Below are 21584 nucleotides of genomic sequence, written 5' to 3'. Positions count from 1 at the left end.
TCTCCAAAAATCGAATCTGGCTAGAGTCTAGCACACTGATTACAGTGGCTAAACTATAGATAAATGAGTAAAAGCCTATCAAGATAGACACATCAGTCACTACGTTATGACTTGGTTAAGCTTCCATCCATTGCTTCCATGCTTGAACAACATGTTCTCTTTCCATCTCAAACTTCTCAATCGCCACATCCGCATCAAGGTTGAGTAGATTACGGTGATGGATTTCATCTCTTAACGTCGTATAGACATTGGTTAATGCCATGCCTTGCTGCTCGTCCATAATCCCCTGTGACAACAGGCTTTCAAAGATTCGTACATTGTCACACCAACGGGTGAGCTTAGGTTTTTCGTTGCTGTATCTCAGCACTAAATATTGCGCCAAGAACTCAATATCAGTAATACCGCCCGCATCTTGTTTCAGCATGAACCGATCGGCTTTTTTACCGCCTAAATGACCGCGCATTTTTTCACGCATATCCACAACGGACTTTTTGAGTGTTGCCTCATCACGAGCCAAGCACAGAACCTCATGGCGAGTTTTGTTGAATGCCGAAGCCAATAAGTCATCGCCGTAAATCATGCGAGCGCGAGTTAGAGCTTGGTGCTCCCAAGTCCACGCGTCATTGTGCTGATACTCGTCAAACGCATCTGTAGGGCTAACCAACAGACCAGAGGCACCTGAAGGGCGCAGACGAGTATCGACCTCATACAAAATACCGGAAGCGGTTCTCGTTGAGAAAATATGAATAATTCGCTGTGCCAATCTTAGATAAAACTGGCGTCCATCAATCTCTTTCTTACCATCAGTATAGATGTGTACCGGACAGTCGTGCATGAAGACAATATCAAGGTCTGAGTTATACCCCAGCTCCCAACCGCCGACCTTGCCATAGCCGACAACCGCAAAACCACGACCTTCACGATCTTTTACATGAGTCGGTTCACCAAACTTGGCCGATACTTGTAACCAAGCTTGGTTAATACCCGCCTCAACAATCGCTTCGGCTAAATAGGTCAGGTGATCACTGACCTTCATGACAGGCAGAGCACCTGCAATATCCGCGGCAGCAATCCTCAAGATACAAGTCTGCTTAAACTGACGCAGACCTTCCATCTGCTGCTCCATATCATCTTCAGGAATACGAGCTAGGTAATCTCGTAGCTCAGTCTTGTAAGACTCTAAAGGTACTGGATTATAGAGTTGCTGAGGGTCAATAAGTTCATCTAATAGAATAGGATAACGGCCAAGCTGCTCCGAAATCATCGGGCTCGCAGTACATAAACGAACTAACTGAGTTAACGCGGCTGGGTGTTCATCCAATAGCTCAAGGTAAGTGGTACGCGTGACTATTTTATGGAGAAGATGCAACACTCGAGACAAACCAAACTCTGCATCCTTGGCGGTGTACAACGCTTGGAACACTTTAGGCATCAAGCGATTTAAAACCTCCCGTCCACGTGGGCCAAGGGTTTTCTTCGCTAAATCCGCTTTAAATTGGATAATGGTTTTCGCCGCTTCCAGCGGGTTGGCAATCGCGATGTCATGCTCAAGAACCTGCTCAATCACGTCTTGTTTATGGGCCATATCCCACAGTTCACTAAAGTGACTCGCGATTGGATTGGCGTCGTCTTCATCGACACCAATCAGATCTTCGAAAACAGTATGTACATTCGCCATATGAACACGAGTTGCCGTAATCAAACTATCCCAATCAGCAAATTGCATTGCGACAGCGAGCTGCAGTTGCTCGAACTCACCATCTGGTAAGGTTTGAGTTTGCTTGTCAGACATCGCTTGCAATAGGTTTTCAAGGCGACGTAAAAACAGGTAGGCCTCACGTAAATGACCGACTTCTTTGGTCTCTAATAAATTGAGAGACTCAATAGCACTTAACGTTTCTAGTAACCCTCGACCACGCAGGCTAGGCTCGCGCCCGCCACGAATCAATTGAAAAACTTGCGCAATAAATTCAACTTCACGAATACCACCAGAACCAAGCTTGATGTTATTAGAGAGGCTACGACGGCGAACTTCACTGCTGATCATCGACTTCATTCGACGCAGAGATTGGATCGCACTGAAATCGATATAACGACGAAACACAAACGGGCGCAACATCTGGCGAAGCTCTTGATATTCAGGGTACATTTCACTACCCATCACTCGCGCCTTAACCATCGCGTAGCGTTCCCAATCTCGGCCTTGTTCTTGATAATAATCTTCTAGCGCAGCGTAACTCATGACCAGTGGACCACTCTCACCGAATGGACGCAGACGCATGTCTACTCGATAACAGAATCCATCAAAGGTTTGCTGATCAAGCGCTTTGATAATCCGTTGCCCTAAACGCGTGAAAAATTGGGCGTTGGCGATACTTCGTCGTGCACCTTGTGTTTCACCATTCTCAGGGTAAGTAAAAATCAGATCGATATCAGACGAGAAATTAAGCTCACCGCCACCAAGCTTGCCCATACCGATGATCAACATCGGCTGCGCTTCACCCTGATCATTACAAGGTGTGCCCCACTCTTTACAGCAAATATCATACTGCCACTGATAGGTCTCAAAGATCATCGCCTCTGCCAACATCGATAGATGGCTTAAGCTCTGCTCTAGCTCCCACGCACCCAAAAAATCACGCCAAGCAATGTAGGTCATTTCTCGATTACGGAATTGACGCAGCACGCGTTGACCGCTCATTTCATCGGTGCAACCAGAAAGTAATTCAGCCAGTCGTTCTCGGTACGCTTTAGCACGTTCTTCGCATGCCAACATATCAGGTAAGTCACCGCATAAAACCGTATCACGCTGTAGGCAATCTCCAACAAAACAGCTTAAACCGAGTACACGTTTAAGATCTTCAGTCAGTGGCTCAGACCAAGTATTGATGACTTCACTTTGATGCTCTAATAATTGCTCAAAAGCGGACTGGGAGTGAGTGATGAGTTGAGAAGGCAATAGCATGTTTCTTCCTTGTGTAAGCTGCGCGCCGAACAATTGGTTCTGTTCTTTAGTAAATAGTTTTAACAGGCAAGTTTAACAACGAGCTTTGAGAACCCGTTTTAATATCTAAGGATAAGTTATACCAAAGTTACGCCAATAAAAAACGCCCACATTAGCAATGTGGGCGTTTTATCGGTTAACTTATCGAATCGGGCCTTTCCTAGCTATCGAATACTAGAAGTACCTCTGAGGAGTAAAGGCCAAGACCCCATGATTAAACCTTAAATTGTTTAATCTTACCGTCCAGTTCTTGTGCGTTGGTTTCCATGAGCTGAGAAGTCTCTAACAGTTCACCAACGACCACGACAGACGCTTCAACAAGCTCACGAACATTCGTTAGGTTGACACTCATCTCTTCAGCAACACTGCTCTGTTGGCCTGCAGCGGTCGCGATTTGGAAGTTCATATCATTGATTTGGTTGACTTGGCTTACGATGCCATCCAACTCTGAACCAGCATTGGTTACCAGCTCAACGCCTTCAGCCGCTTCTACAACACTCTTCTCCATCAGCTCTACGGCAGAATTAGCGCTGCTTTGTAGGTGACTGATCATGTCTTGAATCTCGACTGTCGCTTGTTGAGTACGCTGCGCAAGGTTACGAACCTCATCAGCAACAACCGCAAAACCACGTCCCGCTTCACCTGCACGCGCCGCTTCAATCGCTGCGTTCAGTGCTAACAGGTTCGTTTGTTCTGAAATGCCTTGGATAGTACCCACAACGCTGCCAATCGAATCAACGCGTTCTTCTACTTGGTTTACCGCTGCTGCAGATGCTGCGATATCTGAAGATAGCTCACTCATCTTAGAAACAGAACCCTGAACGAACTTCTGACCGGTCAATGCTTGGCCTGATGCCTGCTCTGTCAATGAAGAAGCACTTTGCGCATGTTCAGCGACAGTTTGCACGGTAGATGTCATTTCACTCATAGCTGTCGCTAGCTGATCGATCTCGTTGAACTCTTCTTGAGCCGAATCTTTGGTCTCTGACATGCTAATGGTCATCACTTCTGTCAGAGCAAATAACTCGTCTGAAGAAGCCACTTGAGTTTTGATCATGTCGTTCAGTTGGACGCGAGTTTTTTCAAGTTCGCGTGCCACATCGCCATATTCATCTTTACAATCCATTTGAATCGGCACTGATAGGTTCTTGTCAGCCATGGTTTTAATGGCGTCATTAAGGTATTGGGTCTGGCGAAGCATAACGCGCGCCGCCGCTAATAGAAGAACCACAAACACAATGATCATCAAGGCTGTTTGCCAAGCCACTTGAACGAGGTAAGTCTCGTAATGCTGTTGTGCGACTTGCGCATTGTTGGTGACAGCAAGCAGTGAATCGTAAAACGTACTTGCGTCCCAAAGCTGCTTCGAAATGATCAAGATAGTGCTGAATATCATCAGCATGACCATTTTTGGAACGAGACGAACGTCAGAGATTATCCTTTCCCACGGCTTGAATGACAGTTTAGTCATTGTCAGTTCTCCATTAATTCTTATATATTGATGGCTTCTATATCCGCGAGGTGGCTATGTCAGTCAAAGTTCGCGATTTATTTTGAGCCTCGTATGAATGTTGAATAATACCAAAGACGCCACCAAGCCGATGAGCTTATTGTCACTGATTCTCTCTTTCTTAGCGTTATTTGTGATCTCAGGCTTATTGTTCGTTCCGATTGATAAAGAATCAAAACAAGTTCTTATCGGCCTCGATTTTATAATCTGTAGTGTTTTTCTTTTTCAGCTCACGATTGATCTATTGAGATCACAAAACAAGAAAGAATATCTAAAAGTACACTGGATCGATTTCTTAGCAAGCATCCCAATGATCGAACCACTTCGTTTCGCTCGCATTTTTCAGATCCTGCGTGTCATTCTTGTGCTCCGCTCGGGTAAACGTGTTTTCAGAGAGCTCTTTCGTAATCGCAAAGAAACCACGCTCGCCTCGATTATTCTTCTGCTGGTTATTCTCCTAACCATAGGAGCTGGAACAATACTTCTGTTAGAACACAAAGATCCCAATGCCAACATTACCACTGGCCAAGATGCTTTGTGGTGGGCTTTCGTTACCATCAGTACCGTAGGGTATGGCGATCATTACCCCGTGACGAACTCAGGGAAATTAGTCGCCTCTCTGGTGATCATTTGTGGTGTGGGTGTTTTCGGTATGATTTCAGGCTTGATTACTTCTCTGATCACCTCCCCAACTCACCATGAGAATCAACGAGCAGAAAACAAAGAGAAGCATCTTGAAAAGATCATAGAGCAACAACAGAAAATACTAGAGCGACTAGAAAAGCTAGAGCAACAAACAAAAAAATAGGGCCGAAGCCCTATTTTCAAATTCATACTTATACTGATGCCGGTATTGAGTTTAGTCTTGCCAGTATGGCTCAACCTCAACACTGATTTGGCGTGTCTGTTCCATCGCATGCAGAATAGACACTTCTTGGCGAGCCAACCAACGCTCTAGCTGAACCTTCTCATCGCCTTCCAATTTCTCAGTCAAAGGCTCTAACGTTTTAAGTGCCAGCAAGTCATCAATGCCTTGCACCATATCGGCCCATGGCAAGCGGAAGCTATTTCGTTCATCGTCATCATACAAACTCGCGAAACCAACGCCAGAATACAGATTACGCATCAAACGGTATTGCTGATCAATATACGCTTGGCTAGTCATCACTCGCTCTGGCGGGAAAGCTTCCATCAAATCGGCCCATGTGCGATCGAGTTGCTGCACGGAAAACCATTCGATACCACGAGCCATTTGCTCACGTGCCTTTTCATCTAAGAAAGGTTGCCAGCCACGAGACAAGATCCAACGGCTCAGATCTAATAATAACCCAGTGTATCGAGCAGAACTCAATAAGGTCAGCAGGTCTTCACGATCTGGCAGTTGCTCTTGCATTTCTTTAAGCTCAGCGACCAAGAACTTACGTGCATCTAGCTTACGCAGCACGTGGCCTTTATCTTCGAGCAAATCTTCGAAGTGGTCATAACTTTTTAGCCAATCAAGTTCTTGCTCAAGCCACTTAAGTTCTTGGCGTAAAATAGCACTCGCGCGTCTTGGAACAATGTCACCATAGATAGTGAAGGTTTGACGAATAAAACTTAGCGAATGGCTTATCTCATGTAACGCTTCAATCGATTGACGCTCAGTAAAAATCTGCTCGTGAGAGTGCCAATGAGCGAGAGCATGCTCTAAAGATTGAATGAAACACGATTCAACAGTATCACTTTTGTCAGTATCAACTAAGGTCAAAGGAGTGACTTCATCTCCTTGATAACCTTGAGCAAGGCGGTAACCCTTAGCAGCTTTGCTGAGATTCCCCAAGCGCATGCCACCTTGTTCGCAGAATTGACGAGACAATGTAAATAGAGCATCCGTTTGACCCGATTTAAGTTCCAGTTCGACTTCGCAAATCGGTTCTTGCAGATCGCCTGACTCAACAAAGCCTTGGTCGAACGCAACCTCAACCTGGCTGCCATCTGGCATACCAATCAACCACTGCTCACGCGTGAAGTTGGTAGAGAACAGAGGAGTCAGCTCAGCTTGCAACGTTTCGATGTCTTTACCCGCTGGCCAGATATCCTCTGGATGTAGGGCTAGCTTAGGTTCATTGCTATCGTGTTCTGCATTGTATTCAGGCCTTTGATGCAGACCAGCAACCACACGACCAGCGGTCTTTACGGTTTGTACAAATACGTCATCAAAACGTCGAATACGCAAGCCAATATCGTGCTTACGTAGCCAGTTGTCAGGGGTGTCAAAGTAGATGTTACCTAGCTCGCGACAACTGTGCTGAAGTACTTTAGTTTCAGCAATTTTATTGCGTAAAGTCTCTGAAAAATCAGGAGAAACAAAAAACTTCAGTTCTATCTCGGTTTCCATAGTTATACCTTTCTGTGAAGATAGGGACAGGATATTGCCAATTTGAAAACTCAGCAAGTCAGAAATATCGCCCTTATGATGATCTAAAACAGTTTTAATGAGACATTGATTAGGTTAACATGCGCGACTTTGTAGCCATCGCTTAACATTTCACCATGAATATGGTGTATGTTGTTTTAAGGTTATTATTTATTAGGTTGGATGACCATGCCAGTAAATACAATTATGGGGTTATTTGCAAAGTCCCCAATTAAACCTTTGCAGCGTCACGTAGTATGCGTGAACGAATGTTGTTCTCACCTAGTTAATTTCTTTGAAGTTTCTTCAAAAGGTGACTGGGAGAAAGCATCAGAAATTCGAGCTCAGATTTCTCACCTTGAGAAAGAAGCTGACGTACTAAAACGTGAAATTCGCCTTAAACTTCCTCGTGGTTTGTTTATGCCAGTTGATCGCACCGATATGTTGGAGCTATTAACTCAACAAGACAAACTCGCAAACCTAGCGAAAGACATTGCTGGCCGTGTATATGGTCGTCAACTTGTCATTCCTGCTCCAATGCAAGAAAACTTCATCGCTTACGTTAAACGTTGTCTAGATGCAGCGAACCAAGCACAAAACGTAATCAATGAATTAGACGAATTACTTGAGACTGGCTTTAAGGGCCGTGAAGTAACACTCGTTGCTGAAATGATTCATCAGTTAGATGTAATTGAAGATGACACGGACGCGATGCAGATCGAATTACGCCAACAATTAATGGCGATTGAAGACGATATGAATCCAGTTGACATCATGTTCTTATACAAAATTCTTGAATGGGTTGGTGGTATTGCAGATCAAGCACAGCGTGTAGGCGCTCGTCTTGAAGTAATGCTTTCTCGATCTTAAATCATACGCTAACTATATAACGAAGAGCATTTTTTAACCAAACCACTTATGCGCTGAGTATTCCTCTCGCTGAGCGGTTTTTTGCGTCTAAATTTGTTCCGCTTGTTATCAAACAACTAGGTATTACGATGGATATCCTTGCTAACTACGGCACTGTCCTGATTATTGTTGCAGCAGCTTTCGGTTTCTTGATGGCTATTGGTATTGGTGCAAATGACGTTGCGAATGCAATGGGCACTTCAGTAGGCTCTAAAGCTCTAACCGTTAAACAAGCGATCATTATCGCAATGATCTTTGAATTCGCAGGTGCTTATCTTGCGGGCGGCGAAGTAACAGACACGATCCGTAAAGGTGTTATCGAAACGTCTCTATTCGCTCATCAACCTGACGTACTTGTGTACGGCATGATGTCGGCGCTACTAGCTGCTGGTACATGGTTGCTTCTAGCATCATACATGGGCTGGCCAGTATCAACGACTCACTCAATCATCGGTGCAATCATCGGTTTCGCTTGTGTGTCTGTAGGTACAGAAGCTGTAGACTGGAACAGCGTTCAAGGTATTGTGGGTAGTTGGATTGTCACACCGTTGATTTCCGGCATCTTCGCCTATCTCATTTTTGTCAGTGCCCAACGACTGATATTCGATACAGAAAATCCGTTGTTTAACGCTAAGCGTTTTGTGCCTGTGTACATGTTCATTACTACCATGGTCATTGCACTTGTAACAATCAAGAAAGGTCTTAAGCACGTTGGCCTTCACCTAACCGGTACTGAAGCCTGGTTATGGGCAGCTGGTGTTTCTGCTCTAGTCATGATTGGCGGTTACTTATACATTCAAAAGAAATTTGCTAACCGTGAAGAAGACCATGGCTTTGCTGGCGTTGAAGGTATCTTCAGCGTACTTATGGTTATCACAGCTTGTGCAATGGCATTCGCACACGGTTCAAACGACGTAGCTAACGCGATTGGTCCACTGTCTGCTGTTGTATCAACGGTTGAGCACATGGGTGAAATCTCAGGTAAGAGCACTATCGCATGGTGGATTCTTCCACTAGGTGGTATTGGTATCGTTGTTGGTCTTGCTACCATGGGTCATAAAGTAATGGCGACTGTGGGTACTGGTATTACAGAATTAACACCTAGCCGTGGCTTTGCCGCTCAACTAGCGACAGCATGTACAGTTGTACTTGCTTCTGGTACTGGCCTTCCGATTTCAACCACGCAAACATTGGTTGGTGCGGTTTTAGGTGTAGGTTTTGCTCGTGGTATCGCAGCACTCAACCTAGGCGTTGTGCGTAACATCGTTGCTTCGTGGATTGTAACGCTACCGGCAGGTGCTCTACTTGCTGTTGTGTTCTTCTACGCAATTCAGGCTATGTTTACTATGTAATAGCCTTGGCGTTAGTAAATATTAGCGTCAGAAAACGGTGAGCTTCGGTAATGATATGTAAATACCATGTCATTATTGACTCAAACGCACAGAAAGGGAGGCTTTGCCTCCCTTCTTTGTTGCACCGCATAAAGAAACTAAATATTATTTGCTCATTGAGGCTGACTCATACGCCTACCCAATTTGAATCGTTAAGGGATTTACTGTGAAAAAACTGATTAGCTTAGTTTTGCTCGCAATGCTTGCGGCTCCAGCTGCCTTTGCACAAGACCGTTATATTGCTGACAAACTATTTACTTATATGCATTCTGGCCCAAACAACACATTCCGTATCATCGGTAGTGTTGATGCTGGTGAAAAGATTACTTACCTGCAAACTAACAAGAGCACGGGTTACACCCAGGTTCAAGACAACCGCGGCCGTAAAGGCTGGGTAGAAAGTAAGTTTGTAAGCACTCAAGAAAGCATGGCTCTGCGTATGCCTAAGCTAGAGAAAGAACTGACTGACGTAAAAGGCAAGCTTGCAAATGCTCGCCAAAGTGCAGACAGCGAGAAAGCTGGCCTAGCGAGCTCTCTAGACTCTCGTAACAAGCAAATTGCTGAACTTGAGCAAAACTACAGCGAAATTAGCCAACAGCTAACGAGCTCTCAAACAGAGAACCGTGAGCTACGCGCTAAGCTAGACACACAAAAAGATGATCTATTGCTGAAGTACTTCATGTACGGTGGTGGTGTTGCTGGTATTGGTCTACTTCTTGGCCTTATCCTGCCGCACATCATGCCTCGTCGCAGAAAGTCACCAAACGGCTGGTCGTAAGCTGACCGCTTTTCCTGTTTGGCTTATCTTGCGCTATACAGAGTAAATTCAGTATCGAATATCAAAAAGGAGCACCTCGGTGCTCCTTTTTATTTGTCTGTTCTCTAAGTCTTTTGGACTTCTAGCTTTTAGCCTTTCCACTCGTACAGAGCGGGGATTTCTATTTTCTGTTGATTGAACTCGATAATCACTGATTGCGGCTTAATTTCGAGTAACTGAATGTCTCTTCCAATCCAATCCCCTTGCGCCACTTCTTGACCATTCACTTTGACCCAGCGCTTGGTTTCGCTACTCGAGTACATGTGAGTTTGTAGATCTAACTTAGGTAATACCCCTGATAAGCTATTGGTGTGCGTTTCCAACTCAATGACCTGAGACCCTACCTGTCCTGCTGGACGCGAGTCCATTGGCTCAGGTGCGCTTTGTTGCTCACCCATCATTGATTCAAGCTTTAAGGCCAAATCGGGGGGTAACTCACTGAGGTCTAGCCCTTGCAGTAAATCACTGTCCGATTGCAGAGCCGTATTCTCATTGCTTACACCTGGCTGAACCTCTTGCTGAGCTAGTGATAACTCTGACTCTTCTGATGTTCGCGCACTACTCTCTGAACTAGCCACAGGCACAATAGATCCACCAGCGACATTCGTACTTTCAGAGCTAATCTGCGCATACACCTCTTGGCGTGGCAGTGCTTTCAAAGGTTGACTTGCCGGCGCTGGGCGAACGGCGAATAATACTTCATCTTCTGCATCCACTGACACAGCCTCCACATTGGCTATATCAGCACCAGCGATTTGAGACTCAAGGCCTGATTGAGGTTTTGATTCAGGCAGAATCACCAACGCAGCTTGGCTAGCCGAGTTTTGTTGTTGGTTATACGATTGATAAGCCAGAACACCACCCACCAACAAAGAAGGCACCAAGATAAGCAGTAGCCCCATGGCTAACGATGAGCCTCGTTTATTGCTAATCCCTTTAACAGAACTTGGCACATGATGGTTTTGGTAGCCTTTGAAGCTGGGGCTATTAAAAGATGATTGTTTAAGAGACGCTTGGTTAAGAGGCGGCTGCTTAGCAGACGACTGATTAAGCTCATGCATAATGCGTGACATTAACTTGCGCCTCCATCGAGTGACATCAACTTAGGCGAATCGAGTTGAGCCAATCTTTGTAATCTTGCCAGCGTGCGTTTTCCTGCAATGCCATCGACTGACATCCCTTGCCACATTTGAAACGCTTCAATTTTCATTTTTAACTCATAATCAAATACATCACTGCCCGATACGTCTTCACCCAAAACTTCAGACAATAGCAGATCAAGTAGTGCAATCGCCTCACCTTGATAACCCTCTTTGAGCGTCTCTCTGAGTGGCTGTTTCCAAATCGCGACATAATCACCTTGCCAGATTTTCTTTAAGGTACGCTTAGGCATCACCAAGAGCTTTTCGTTAACGAGGAGCTCGACAGACTCCTCAGACGCACCATAAAGCACAGCAAACACTGGCTCTTGATCGATATCCAGATTAAGAACCACGGGTACGCCAAGCTCTAATAATGTATCCAAATTTGACTGTTGTTGCTCACACACAAAGACACTTTGCGGCTCACTTAAGCACAAGCCATCACGCAGTGAAGACTGATACCCCCAGAGCGTATACAAGTCCTTGATAGCGAGAGAACGATTGGTTCCCTGCATCAAGTGCTGTTGAATATCTTGTGGCAAAGCAAACTTGGAAGGTTTTGGCTCAGCAACCAACTGAGGTTCATTCGCCACCAAAGAGCGCTGAGCCTGTGCAGACACTTCTGTTTTCATTTCACTTAAAGTCTCAGCCGACTGCCATGAATTGATATAGCTTGGAGCAAAATTAAAGGTCGCCATTGCGAGGCCGACACTTAATGTAGCAATCCCAGCATATTGGAATAACTTGGGTACTACGTGAAAAGATCGAGGCTTTTCGACATGATACACATCGGCCTGAAACGACATAACTTGCTGACACGCTCGGTTAACCGTTTCATTGTTCGGTAATGGCTCACCATCATGAAAAGCCAATTGCAGGGCTTTATCACACACCAAGTTAATGAGCCTTGGAATACCATGAGTATATTGGGCGATTAGCTTGATTGAACGATTCGAAAACAGCATCTGCTCGCCACCCGCCGTTTCCAAACGAAACGCGATGTACTTGCCAGTTTCTTCAGTATTAAGAGGCAGTAGGTGATAGCGACCTGTAATGCGCTGAGCTAGCTGACGTAATTGAGTGGTTTGTAAGTGCTGTTGTAATTCCGGTTGGCCGACCAACAGCACTTTTAACAACTTACGGCTGTCGGTTTCCAAATTAGTCAGAAGGCGTAACTGCTCCAATACGTCAGCAGCAAGGTGTTGTGCCTCATCGATCACCAATAAGGTTTGAATACCTTCTGCATGGCTATCCAACAAAAAATAATGAATCGCTTGGCTGAGCTGTTTGAGCGATGCTTGTTCAGGGTATTCCACCTCAAACTCATCACAAATCGCTTCTAGTAAATCCGTATTGGAAAACGTAGGGTTGAGTATAAGGCCAGCTTGAGTCTGATTATCGAGTGATGACAACATCGCTTTGGCGACCGTTGTTTTTCCTGTACCTACTTCACCAGTAAGCATAGCAAAGCCCCCACCCTCGCCTAAACCAGCTTGTAGGTTCTGCATCGCTTCTTGATGACGCTGACTCAAAAACAAATAGCGAGAATTTGGTACAATCGAAAATGGCATCTCAACGAAGCCAAAATATTCCTTATACATGTGCTGCCCTATAATTACGATTAATGGAAAGTACCATTGCTCGCAGTAAAGTCCAGCAGTGATAAAACATTTCGAGGTGATAAGTTGCAAATATACGATAGCCTACCAAAAGACAATGGGCTACAGCGCTATCTAGTCGGTGGAGCGGTACGCGATAAGCTGCTCAATATTGACAGTTATGATAGAGATTGGGTCGTGGTAGGGAGTACCCCTCAAGAGATGGAAAACCTTGGCTTTACTGCAGTGGGCAAAGACTTCCCCGTATTCTTACACCCAAAGACGAAAGAAGAGCACGCACTGGCTCGCACCGAAAGAAAGTCAGGTTCGGGTTACACAGGTTTCGAGTGTTACTTTGCACCGGACGTGAGCTTGGAAGAAGATCTGATGCGCCGCGATCTAACGATAAACGCCATCGCTCAAGATGACAAAGGCGAGCTTTACGATCCTTACCATGGCCAAAAAGATCTCTCTGATCGTGTTCTAAGACACGTCTCAGATGCTTTTGTTGAAGATCCTCTGCGTGTGCTGCGTGTGGCTCGCTTCGCCGCCAAACTCCATCATCTCAACTTCACGGTTGCATCTGAAACCATGGAGATGATGAGTGAGATAGTGCAATCCGGTGAACTGGCACACCTCACTGCCGAACGAGTTTGGCAGGAGTGGCATAAATCTCTTAGTACTCCGCATCCTGAAGTGTTCCTTTCTGTACTGAAAGAGTGCGGTGCATTGGCTGTTGTGTTGCCTGAAATTGACGCTCTGTTTGGTGTGCCTCAACCTGAAAAATGGCACCCAGAGATCGACACTGGCATTCACACTCTGATGGTTGCTCAGCAAGCTGCGCTATTAAGTTCATCGTTACCCGTGCGTTTTGCAGCTCAAGTGCATGACTTAGGTAAAGGCGTCACGCCAGAAAGCGAGTGGCCAAGCCACAAAATGCATTGCCATACAGGCTTAAAAATCATTAAGAAACTGTGTGAAAGAGTCAGAGTGCCCAATGAATTCAGAGACCTCGCGTTGTTAGTGTGCGAACAGCATTCTAATATCCATCGTGCTGGAGAGTTAAAGCCAACCACCTTTCTCAAGGTTCTCAACAAGTTCGATGTTTGGCGTAAGCCAGATAGACTCGACGATATACTGCTTTGCTGCCAAGCCGATCACGCAGGCCGAAAAGGATTAGAAGATCAGCCTTACCCTCAAAAAGCGCGTTTTGAAGTGGCTTACCAAGCAGCGCTTCAAGTCGAAGTGAAATCGATTATTGCCGATGGTTTTCAAGGTAAAGATATTCGAGAAGAACAAGAGAAGCGCAGAGCTGCTGCGATTGAGCGCGCGTTATCAGAACTCTCTAATAGTTAATCTTCATTACACTAGTAAACACACATTAAAAAACCCGCGATTAAGCGGGTTTTTCGTTTCAACTTGTAGGGTGCTGCATAAGCGCTTTTTACTGCATCATCAAGAAAGCAAACAAACCAAAACCTAGAATCAGACGGTAGATAACAAACGGTGTCATACCCATACGTGAGATCAGCTTCAAGAAGAAGTGAATACAGATATAAGCACTGATGAAAGAAACCACGATACCCGTTAGCAAGGTGCCAACATGGATAGGGTCACCACTGGTCACTAACTTCAGACCTAAGTAACCACCCGCCAGAGTGATGATTGGGATAGACATTAGGAAAGAGAATCGAGCCGCGGCTTCACGTGTGAAACCAAGGTAAAGCGCTGCAGTAATCGTCGCGCCAGAGCGAGACGTACCTGGGATGATCGCCATTGCTTGAGCAAGACCAATAAACAGCGCCTTTTTCCAACCCGCTTGGTATTCGTCATCACGCAGGCTTGAGTTTTTATCCACCCACCATAGCAATAAACCAAAAATAATCGTTGTCGTCGCAATCACCCACGCACTGCGCAAGTAAAGCTCAACAATATCTTTCATCAACAAACCAAAGATACACGCAGGAATCGTCGCGAGAATGATCATCCACGCGAGCTTCGCTTCTTTACTACGATCACCTTTAAACACGGAACCAAAGAATGCGCTCAACAGAGAGACCACTTCTTTGCGGAAATAGATAACGACGGCAGCCAGAGTACCGACATGGACCGCAACATCAAAAGCCAAGCCTTGATCTTCCCAACCTAATACAGCAGAAGGAAGGATTAAGTGTGCAGAACTGGAAATAGGTAAAAACTCAGTAAAGCCTTGCACCAACGCCAACATAAACGCTTCAAAATAACTCATTACTTACCTTAAAAATTATAGTGTTATATCTACGACAGAGAGCGAATCTAATTGCTGCATCTTCTGCCATATGTCACTGACGGTTCTTCCATCTTGCGGGATCACTCTCGCAGGACACAGATCATAAAGTGGTTGTGTTACAAAAGGATATTTATAGATATCACTGCGTGGTAATTCTGGTTCGCTTTCAGAAACCACGTCTCCAAACAGCACAATATCAAGATCGAGCTTTCGATCTTGAAGTTTATGAGCATCTTGAGAGCGACCCCATTTAAACTCAATTTTACGCAGCTGCTGTGAAAATTCAGTCAATGAGAGTGACGTGTCGAGCTCTATCACAAAGTTATAAAACGAATGGCTTTCAAACCCTACAGGCTCACAATGATAGATCTTAGAGCATTTAAGGTTAGTCCCTAACGATTGAAGCTCTGTCCATGCCACCCTTGCATGCTTGTCGCGGTCTATGTTCGTGCCAACACCAACATAGGCTATTGTCATGCTTGACCTCGTTCGATGATCACACCGACGGCTTTTGCTTGTGGCACTGCGCCAGGCTTCGCTAAACGGATTTTAATCCAAGGCACTGAGAACTGAGTCATGATTAATTCAGCGACTTCTTCTGCCACACGCTCAACCAATAGGAATCGGCCATTCGCAATGTGGTCAAGTACGGCTGTACTGACTGTCGAGTAATCCAAAGCATCGACAACATCATCACTCTTACCTGCAGGGCGGTTGTCATGAGCCATTTCAATATCAAGCACAAGTTTTTGTTTAATCTCTTGTTCCCAATCGTAAACACCGATCGTTGTAATTACTTCTAGCTGTTCAATGAAAACTTTATCCAGTGCCATGACTTGTCCTTTTAGAGGTCGGATACCCATATGAGGGAAAAAAACGTATTATTCGTGTAATTCCAGATATGATATCAATTACTCTTGGATTGAGCATTATTTTCCCATCGTTAGACTTATAACCGTTTAAGGAAAAACATGACCCCTTTGGCACTTATCATGATCATTGCAGCCTATTTGCTAGGTTCAATTTCGAGTGCGGTCTTGATATGCCGAGTCTTAAGACTTCCTGATCCAAGAACGGTAGGCTCCAACAATCCAGGGGCCACCAATGTACTGCGTGTGGGCGGCAAAGGCGCCGCTGCAGCCGTGCTACTTTGTGACATGCTTAAAGGCACCATTCCAGTCTGGCTTGGCTACTACCTCAACATCGACTCGATCATTTTAGGCGTCGTGGCGATTGCTGCATGCCTTGGTCATATGTACCCAATATTCTTCCACTTTAAAGGTGGTAAAGGCGTCGCAACGGCACTCGGAGCCATCGCCCCAATTGGGTTCGATCTAACGGGCATGATCATGGCGACTTGGTTGGTTGTGGCATTTTTGTTTCGTTATTCTTCTTTAGCGGCACTGGTTACTGTGTTGCTAGCACCTTTCTACGCTTGGTTAGTCAAACCTCAATACACACTGCCTGTGGCCATGTTGTGTTGTTTGATCGTCCTACGTCACCATCAGAATATTCGTCGCCTACTCGATGGCAGTGAACCAAAACTCGGGCAAAAAAAATCGGCTTAAACTGTCATGTCTAAGCCGAACCATTTTTAAACCGAGATAAATTTAAACGACACAAGTCTCAGTCGATCAATACTATTCAGTCTTTAAGAGCTTACAGCAGATGTTTATCTAAAAACGTCTTCAGCATTGTGTTCACAAACTCTGGTTGCTCAAGCGAGCTAATATGACCAGCACCAGGAATCACCACTAACTCACTGCCCGTAATGCAATCATGCATTAGGTATGACTCAAGTGCCGGACGCGGCTTATCTTCTTGTCCAACGGCAATCAAAACAGGCAGTGCAAAGTTCTCTACCGCTTCAATCATATCGCGGCGCCCAAACACCATTCGACCGATTCGTGCGACTTCTTCCGCTGTATCACCCTGAAGTTCAGACAAATGCTGAGTAAAGCTCTCAACCAAAGCTGGTGAGTTTGTTTGAGCATCATTGGCGAAGAACAGTGGAACCACGGCTTCAACAATCGGTTGAGGAACCATTTTGGTTTGAGTAATGGTGTCTAGCATGCTGAAGTATTTAGCATGAGCAACTTCTGGTTCTAAACCAACAAAGGTATCCATTAGAACTAAAGATTTAATACGTGCAGGTGCAAGTTCCGCCAACTCTGTTCCCCACATACCGCCAACCGATAAGCCAACCACAGAGAATTCTTCGATATCTAAATGATCAAGCAGAGCCAAAACGTGCTGAGCGTAATCTTTCAAGTTACGCATCGAAGCTGGTGCAGCTTGTGACTCACCATGAGACCAAAGCTCTGGAACAATACAGCGATACTGAGTTTTTAATGCATCGATCTGCGGTTTCCACATTGCACTATCCCAAAGGTAGCTGTGGCCTAACACAACAACAGGGCCTTGACCTTCATCTAGGTACGCCATCGACTGATTGTCTACTGTAAACTTGTTCATTTTCTTCCCTAATCTCTGTTAGCAATTATTTATCGACACATAGTCGGTAAGCTAGGATATAAAAACGGCCGCACAAGGCGACCGTTTATCGAAACACACTGGTTTATTCTGCGCTTAGCTTTTGTTGATCGACGGTTTCTCGTTGAACGATTGCTACTAGCCAAGCGATTGCTACGAGCTAAGCAATTGGCTCTAGTTGGTCAATTGGCCAACGCGGCGTGGCATGAACAGACAAATCAGCCGTTTCACCATTTTTAAGGCGTTGCATACCCGCGTAAGCAATCATCGCACCGTTATCAGTACAGAATTCAGTTCGTGGGTAGTAAACCTCACCACCGATTTTCTTCGCCAGCGCTTCAAGCTCAATACGTAGCTGTTTGTTGGCACTAACACCGCCAGCAATCACGATACGTTTCATGCCTGTCTCTACCAAGGCACGCTTACACTTGATTACCAAGGTCGCACAAACGGCTTCTTGGAACGCGTAAGCAATATCAGCACGAGTTTGGTCATCATTGTCATTAGCACGAATGGTATTTGCCGCGAACGTTTTCAAACCAGAAAAGCTCATATCTAACCCTGGGCGATCGGTCATTGGACGTGGGAACTTAAAACGCCCCGGAGTCCCTTTTTCTGCAAGTCGAGATAACAGCGGGCCACCCGGGTAATCTAAGCCCATCAGCTTCGCGGTTTTATCAAATGCTTCACCCGCCGCATCATCAATCGATTCACCAAGGATTCGGTATTCACCAATGCCTTTTACTTCGACCATCATGGTATGACCGCCAGAAACCAGCAGAGCAACAAATGGGAATGGTGGAGGATTGTCTTCTAACATTGGCGCAAGAAGGTGACCTTCCATATGGTGCACTGGCACAGCAGGCACGCCCCACGCATAAGCAATACTGCGACCAATCGTTGCACCCACAAGCAATGCACCAACCAAACCGGGACCAGCAGTGTAAGCCACGCCATCAATGTCTTTCGACGTTAGGTTCGCTTCTGCCAATGCCGCTTTAATCAGTGGAATGGTTTTTTTTACGTGGTCACGCGACGCTAGCTCAGGTACCACACCACCGTAATCGGCGTGCAGTTTTACTTGGCTGTATAACTGATGAGAAAGCAGCCCTTGCTCATCATCATAAATTGCGATTCCTGTTTCATCACAAGAGGTTTCAATACCAATAATGCGCATAATTTTCTCGGCACGCTTTCGTCTAAAATGGGAAATTAGCGCAATATTACCCTGCCTAAGCTCTTCAAACAAATATTGTACAGACTATAATCGACAAAGTGCTTTACAAAGCCACTGTGATCGGATTAAAATTCCGCACCATTTTTGATCAAGCTGGTTAATGGCCAAACGCGAATAGAGAGTTAGCTCGATGGGTAACTTCTCTGATTTGGTACTGAGTAACCAGCGATAATGAATAACCCCTGAGGTGAAAGGCATATGCCAATAGTTAAAGTACGTGAAAACGAACCGTTCGACGTTGCACTACGTCGTTTCAAGCGCTCTTGTGAAAAAGCAGGTATCCTTTCTGAAGTGCGTCGTCGTGAGCATTACGAAAAGCCAACTACAGTTCGCAAACGCGCTAAAGCAGCAGCTCAAAAGCGTCACGCTAAAAAGCTAGCTCGCGAAAACGCACGTCGCGTTCGTCTGTACTAATAACTTAATCCATAAGGACTGAGTTATGGCTCTTATTGAACAACTCAAAGAAGAGCAAAAATTAGCGATGAAAGCCAAGGACAAACCGCGCCTTGGCACTATCCGCTTAGCTCTTTCAGCAATTAAGCAACGTGAAGTTGACGAACGGATCACTCTGAACGACGACGACATTATTGCTATATTAGTTAAAATGGTTAAGCAACGTCGCGATTCTGTTGCTCAATATGAATCGGCAAATCGTCAAGATCTTGCTGACGTGGAAAAAGCTGAAATTACGGTACTTGAAGGCTTTATGCCTCAACCGCTAACTGAAGAAGAAGTTATTGCACTACTTGATAGCGCAATTGCAGAAGCTCAACCTGCGGGCATGCAAGACATGGGTAAAGTAATGGCTATCTTGAAACCACAAATTCAAGGGCGTGCAGATATGGGTAAAGTTAGTGGTTTAGTTCGTTCTAAACTCGCTTAATCCCAAATCAAATTGCAACAAGCCGTGCAATCCTTCGGAACGCACGGCTTGTTTGTATCTGTAACCTATTCAAACTATTATTATCCACACTCTCAGTTAGTGCATTTTTCTAAGGTTTTATGGCAGGACACATCCCGCGTAGTTTCATCGATGATCTCCTAGCGCGTCTCGACATTGTCGATATTGTGGACGCACGCGTGAAACTTAAGAAAAAAGGCAAAAACTATGGTGCTTGTTGCCCATTTCACAACGAAAAGACCCCTTCTTTCAGCGTAAGCCAAGAAAAACAGTTTTATCACTGCTTTGGTTGTGGCGTACACGGCAATGCTATCGACTTCATTATGGAGTTCGAACGTCTCGATTTTGTTGAAGCGATTGAAGAGCTGGCCTCATTTTTAGGACTTGATGTTCCTAGAGAACAGCGCAGCGGTGAAATATCCACGGCGCCAAGAGCCAACAGCGAACAAAAACGTAACCTCTACGATTTGATGGGCGGCATCAGTAATTTTTACCGCTCTCAGCTGAAAATCTCAGCGAACAAACCTGCGATTGATTACCTAAAAAATCGCGGTCTTTCTGGTGAAATCGTACAGAAGTTTGGCATTGGCTACGTCGCTGATGAATGGGACTTGGTTCGTAAGAACTTTGGCCAACAAAAAGAAGCCCAAGACATGCTCGTTACTGGCGGCATGTTGATAGAAAACGATAAAGGCAACCGATACGATCGATTCCGTGGACGCGTGATGTTCCCGATTCGTGACCGTCGAGGCCGAGTGATCGGGTTTGGTGGCCGTGTCTTAGAAGACGGCACACCAAAGTATCTAAACTCGCCAGAAACGCCGATCTTCCATAAAGGTAAAGAGCTTTACGGCCTTTATGAAGTGTTACAAGCATACCGTGAACCGCCTCAAGTACTTGTGGTTGAAGGTTATATGGATGTTGTCGCACTAGCGCAATACGGCGTCGATTACTCAGTGGCATCACTGGGCACCTCAACAACCGGTGATCACGTTCAGATGTTGTTCCGCCAGACCAATACTGTGGTTTGTTGTTACGATGGTGATAGAGCAGGTAAAGAGGCCGCGTGGCGCGCACTAGAAAACGCGCTTGAATACCTGAAAACAGGTAACACACTCAAGTTTCTGTTCTTGCCAGACGGTGAAGACCCAGACAGCTATATTAGAGAACACGGTCAGGCTGCTTTCGAACAGCTCGTCCACAATGCGACGCCGCTTTCGACCTATTTGTTCGATAACCTGATAGAAATACACAAGCTGAATTTAGGAACAACAGAAGGAAAATCGGCACTGCGTGCACACGCGAGCGCCTTGATTAGTAAAATTCCTGACAGTTACTTCCAAGAACTGCTCGAAAAATTGCTCGATGAGCGAACTGGATTTGATAACCAATTGAGGCGTGCTCGCGTTCACACAAAGAACCCGACACCTCAACCGCATAAAGAGCTCAAGCGCACTCCAATGCGTGAAGTTATCGCTTTGCTTATCCAAAATCCGAGCTATGCTGATATGGTACCGGATTTATCAAGTGTCAAAGGCTTACAGCTGCCTGGACTAAGTTTATTCGTCGAAGTACTTGATATCTGCCGAGTGAACCCCCATATCAGCACAGGCCAATTATTAGAACATTGGCGTGAGAACAAACATGAGGCACTTCTGTCTCGTCTCGCGAGCTGGGAAATCCCCCTCGACGAAGACAATCAAGAAGACATATTTTTAGACTCATTGGACAATATCCTTGCCCAGTGCGTTGAAAAACAAATTGAAAACCTGCAGGCCAAAGCAAGAAGTGTCGGTTTATCAGCCGAAGAAAAAAGGGAGCTACTAGCTTTAATGCTAGATCTAAAAGCGTAACCCTGTTTGATTAGTCAGCATTTAATAAATTTGTTAACATAATTGGTTTGCATTTGAGAATGCAA

General features: G+C 45.3%; 19 protein-coding genes. 9 read left to right on the top strand and 10 right to left on the bottom strand.

The window, feature by feature from the left end; all coding sequences use genetic code 11:
- Window positions 1-115 precede the first annotated feature (115 nt).
- Window positions 116-2965, bottom strand: a complete 2850-nt coding sequence (gene glnE / locus H5300_RS00790) for a bifunctional [glutamate--ammonia ligase]-adenylyl-L-tyrosine phosphorylase/[glutamate--ammonia-ligase] adenylyltransferase (protein ID WP_182795255.1) — start codon at window positions 2963-2965, stop codon at window positions 116-118.
- A 253-nt stretch (window positions 2966-3218) separates the two neighbouring features.
- The gene (locus H5300_RS00785) at window positions 3219-4475 is read right to left on the bottom strand and encodes a methyl-accepting chemotaxis protein (protein WP_102501010.1); all 1257 of its coding nucleotides are present in this window, start codon (window positions 4473-4475) and stop codon (window positions 3219-3221) included.
- Window positions 4476-4572: 97 nt separating this feature from the next.
- Here H5300_RS00785 and H5300_RS00780 point away from each other — a divergent pair, with 97 nt between their 5' ends.
- Window positions 4573-5322 carry a potassium channel family protein gene (locus H5300_RS00780; protein WP_004735958.1) on the top strand — a complete coding sequence of 250 codons (750 nt, stop codon included), beginning with the start codon at window positions 4573-4575 and terminating at the stop codon, window positions 5320-5322.
- 51 nt (window positions 5323-5373) lie between these two features.
- On the opposite strand, the gene H5300_RS00775 is transcribed toward H5300_RS00780, so the two are convergent.
- Window positions 5374-6891, bottom strand: coding sequence for an inorganic triphosphatase (locus H5300_RS00775; RefSeq protein WP_017077663.1), 1518 nt, complete (start codon window positions 6889-6891; stop codon window positions 5374-5376).
- Window positions 6892-7098: 207 nt separating this feature from the next.
- On the opposite strand from H5300_RS00775, the gene H5300_RS00770 reads away from it, so the two are divergent.
- From H5300_RS00770 to H5300_RS00760, 3 genes are all read left to right on the top strand, one after another.
- Window positions 7099-7779 (top strand): TIGR00153 family protein, encoded by a 681-nt coding sequence (locus H5300_RS00770; RefSeq protein ID WP_004735960.1) that lies wholly within the window; start codon window positions 7099-7101, stop codon window positions 7777-7779.
- 128 nt (window positions 7780-7907) lie between these two features.
- Entirely contained in the window at window positions 7908-9170 is a 1263-nt protein-coding gene (locus H5300_RS00765; protein ID WP_017080239.1) for an inorganic phosphate transporter, read from the top strand.
- 205 nt (window positions 9171-9375) lie between these two features.
- Window positions 9376-9987 (top strand): TIGR04211 family SH3 domain-containing protein, encoded by a 612-nt coding sequence (locus H5300_RS00760; RefSeq protein WP_017080238.1) that lies wholly within the window; start codon window positions 9376-9378, stop codon window positions 9985-9987.
- A 128-nt stretch (window positions 9988-10115) separates the two neighbouring features.
- Here H5300_RS00760 and H5300_RS00755 read toward each other — a convergent pair whose 3' ends face one another.
- Both H5300_RS00755 and H5300_RS00750 read right to left on the bottom strand, forming a co-directional pair.
- Window positions 10116-11099 carry a general secretion pathway protein GspB gene (locus H5300_RS00755; protein ID WP_182795254.1) on the bottom strand — a complete coding sequence of 328 codons (984 nt, stop codon included), beginning with the start codon at window positions 11097-11099 and terminating at the stop codon, window positions 10116-10118.
- The gene (locus tag H5300_RS00750; RefSeq protein ID WP_182795253.1) at window positions 11099-12769 is read right to left on the bottom strand and encodes an ExeA family protein; all 1671 of its coding nucleotides are present in this window, start codon (window positions 12767-12769) and stop codon (window positions 11099-11101) included. The genes H5300_RS00755 and H5300_RS00750 overlap by 1 nt, the downstream gene beginning before the upstream one ends.
- A 36-nt stretch (window positions 12770-12805) precedes the next feature.
- On the opposite strand from H5300_RS00750, the gene H5300_RS00745 reads away from it, so the two are divergent.
- Window positions 12806-14122, top strand: a complete 1317-nt coding sequence (locus H5300_RS00745; protein ID WP_182795252.1) for a multifunctional CCA addition/repair protein — start codon at window positions 12806-12808, stop codon at window positions 14120-14122.
- Between the two features lie 88 nt (window positions 14123-14210).
- On the opposite strand, the gene H5300_RS00740 is transcribed toward H5300_RS00745, so the two are convergent.
- Genes H5300_RS00740 through folB form a run of 3 tightly spaced genes read right to left on the bottom strand, consistent with a single transcriptional unit; the run spans window position 14211 to window position 15868 of the window.
- The gene (locus tag H5300_RS00740; RefSeq protein ID WP_004735967.1) at window positions 14211-15014 is read right to left on the bottom strand and encodes an undecaprenyl-diphosphate phosphatase; all 804 of its coding nucleotides are present in this window, start codon (window positions 15012-15014) and stop codon (window positions 14211-14213) included.
- A 15-nt stretch (window positions 15015-15029) separates the two neighbouring features.
- Entirely contained in the window at window positions 15030-15512 is a 483-nt protein-coding gene (gene folK, locus H5300_RS00735; RefSeq protein ID WP_182795251.1) for a 2-amino-4-hydroxy-6-hydroxymethyldihydropteridine diphosphokinase, read from the bottom strand.
- The gene (gene folB, locus H5300_RS00730; RefSeq protein ID WP_004735969.1) at window positions 15509-15868 is read right to left on the bottom strand and encodes a dihydroneopterin aldolase; all 360 of its coding nucleotides are present in this window, start codon (window positions 15866-15868) and stop codon (window positions 15509-15511) included. The genes folK and folB overlap by 4 nt, the downstream gene beginning before the upstream one ends.
- A gap of 138 nt (window positions 15869-16006) precedes the next feature.
- Here folB and plsY point away from each other — a divergent pair, with 138 nt between their 5' ends.
- Window positions 16007-16603, top strand: a complete 597-nt coding sequence (gene plsY, locus H5300_RS00725; RefSeq protein WP_004735970.1) for a glycerol-3-phosphate 1-O-acyltransferase PlsY — start codon at window positions 16007-16009, stop codon at window positions 16601-16603.
- A 91-nt stretch (window positions 16604-16694) separates the two neighbouring features.
- Here plsY and H5300_RS00720 read toward each other — a convergent pair whose 3' ends face one another.
- Window positions 16695-17510 (bottom strand): alpha/beta fold hydrolase, encoded by an 816-nt coding sequence (locus H5300_RS00720; RefSeq protein WP_108121688.1) that lies wholly within the window; start codon window positions 17508-17510, stop codon window positions 16695-16697.
- Between the two features lie 178 nt (window positions 17511-17688).
- On the bottom strand, window positions 17689-18705 hold the full coding sequence (gene tsaD, locus H5300_RS00715) for a tRNA (adenosine(37)-N6)-threonylcarbamoyltransferase complex transferase subunit TsaD (protein WP_004735972.1): 1017 nt from the start codon (window positions 18703-18705) through the stop codon (window positions 17689-17691).
- 258 nt (window positions 18706-18963) lie between these two features.
- On the opposite strand from tsaD, the gene rpsU reads away from it, so the two are divergent.
- The 3 genes from rpsU (at window position 18964) to dnaG (ending at window position 21519) form a co-directional block, all read left to right on the top strand.
- Window positions 18964-19179 (top strand): 30S ribosomal protein S21, encoded by a 216-nt coding sequence (gene rpsU, locus H5300_RS00710; protein WP_004396009.1) that lies wholly within the window; start codon window positions 18964-18966, stop codon window positions 19177-19179.
- Between the two features lie 25 nt (window positions 19180-19204).
- Window positions 19205-19648: a GatB/YqeY domain-containing protein gene (locus H5300_RS00705; protein WP_009847797.1), complete on the top strand. Its 444-nt coding sequence runs from the start codon at window positions 19205-19207 to the stop codon at window positions 19646-19648.
- Between the two features lie 119 nt (window positions 19649-19767).
- The gene (dnaG, locus tag H5300_RS00700) at window positions 19768-21519 is read left to right on the top strand and encodes a DNA primase (protein ID WP_017080230.1); all 1752 of its coding nucleotides are present in this window, start codon (window positions 19768-19770) and stop codon (window positions 21517-21519) included.
- The last annotated feature ends 65 nt before the right edge of the window (window positions 21520-21584 follow it).

Source organism: Vibrio sp. SG41-7, from assembly GCF_014164465.1.
In the GTDB taxonomy this organism is placed as follows: domain Bacteria; phylum Pseudomonadota; class Gammaproteobacteria; order Enterobacterales; family Vibrionaceae; genus Vibrio; species Vibrio splendidus.
This window is presented reverse-complemented; position numbering and strand designations above follow the sequence as displayed.

What these genes read in the sequence shown, in the direction of transcription:
- H5300_RS00750 (WP_182795253.1), bottom strand. Translation starts at nt 12,769, where the DNA reads ATGTATAAGGAATATTTTGGCTTCGTTGAGATGCCATTTTCGATTGTA.
- dnaG (WP_017080230.1), top strand. Translation starts at nt 19,768, where the DNA reads ATGGCAGGACACATCCCGCGTAGTTTCATCGATGATCTCCTAGCGCGT.
- glnE (WP_182795255.1), bottom strand. Translation starts at nt 2,965, where the DNA reads ATGCTATTGCCTTCTCAACTCATCACTCACTCCCAGTCCGCTTTTGAG.
- H5300_RS00775 (WP_017077663.1), bottom strand. Translation starts at nt 6,891, where the DNA reads ATGGAAACCGAGATAGAACTGAAGTTTTTTGTTTCTCCTGATTTTTCA.
- H5300_RS00780 (WP_004735958.1), top strand. Translation starts at nt 4,573, where the DNA reads ATGTTGAATAATACCAAAGACGCCACCAAGCCGATGAGCTTATTGTCA.
- H5300_RS00720 (WP_108121688.1), bottom strand. Translation starts at nt 17,510, where the DNA reads ATGAACAAGTTTACAGTAGACAATCAGTCGATGGCGTACCTAGATGAA.
- H5300_RS00785 (WP_102501010.1), bottom strand. Translation starts at nt 4,475, where the DNA reads ATGACTAAACTGTCATTCAAGCCGTGGGAAAGGATAATCTCTGACGTT.
- folB (WP_004735969.1), bottom strand. Translation starts at nt 15,868, where the DNA reads ATGGCACTGGATAAAGTTTTCATTGAACAGCTAGAAGTAATTACAACG.
- H5300_RS00770 (WP_004735960.1), top strand. Translation starts at nt 7,099, where the DNA reads ATGCCAGTAAATACAATTATGGGGTTATTTGCAAAGTCCCCAATTAAA.
- H5300_RS00705 (WP_009847797.1), top strand. Translation starts at nt 19,205, where the DNA reads ATGGCTCTTATTGAACAACTCAAAGAAGAGCAAAAATTAGCGATGAAA.
- folK (WP_182795251.1), bottom strand. Translation starts at nt 15,512, where the DNA reads ATGACAATAGCCTATGTTGGTGTTGGCACGAACATAGACCGCGACAAG.
- rpsU (WP_004396009.1), top strand. Translation starts at nt 18,964, where the DNA reads ATGCCAATAGTTAAAGTACGTGAAAACGAACCGTTCGACGTTGCACTA.
- plsY (WP_004735970.1), top strand. Translation starts at nt 16,007, where the DNA reads ATGACCCCTTTGGCACTTATCATGATCATTGCAGCCTATTTGCTAGGT.
- H5300_RS00740 (WP_004735967.1), bottom strand. Translation starts at nt 15,014, where the DNA reads ATGAGTTATTTTGAAGCGTTTATGTTGGCGTTGGTGCAAGGCTTTACT.
- H5300_RS00755 (WP_182795254.1), bottom strand. Translation starts at nt 11,099, where the DNA reads ATGTCACGCATTATGCATGAGCTTAATCAGTCGTCTGCTAAGCAGCCG.
- tsaD (WP_004735972.1), bottom strand. Translation starts at nt 18,705, where the DNA reads ATGCGCATTATTGGTATTGAAACCTCTTGTGATGAAACAGGAATCGCA.
- H5300_RS00765 (WP_017080239.1), top strand. Translation starts at nt 7,908, where the DNA reads ATGGATATCCTTGCTAACTACGGCACTGTCCTGATTATTGTTGCAGCA.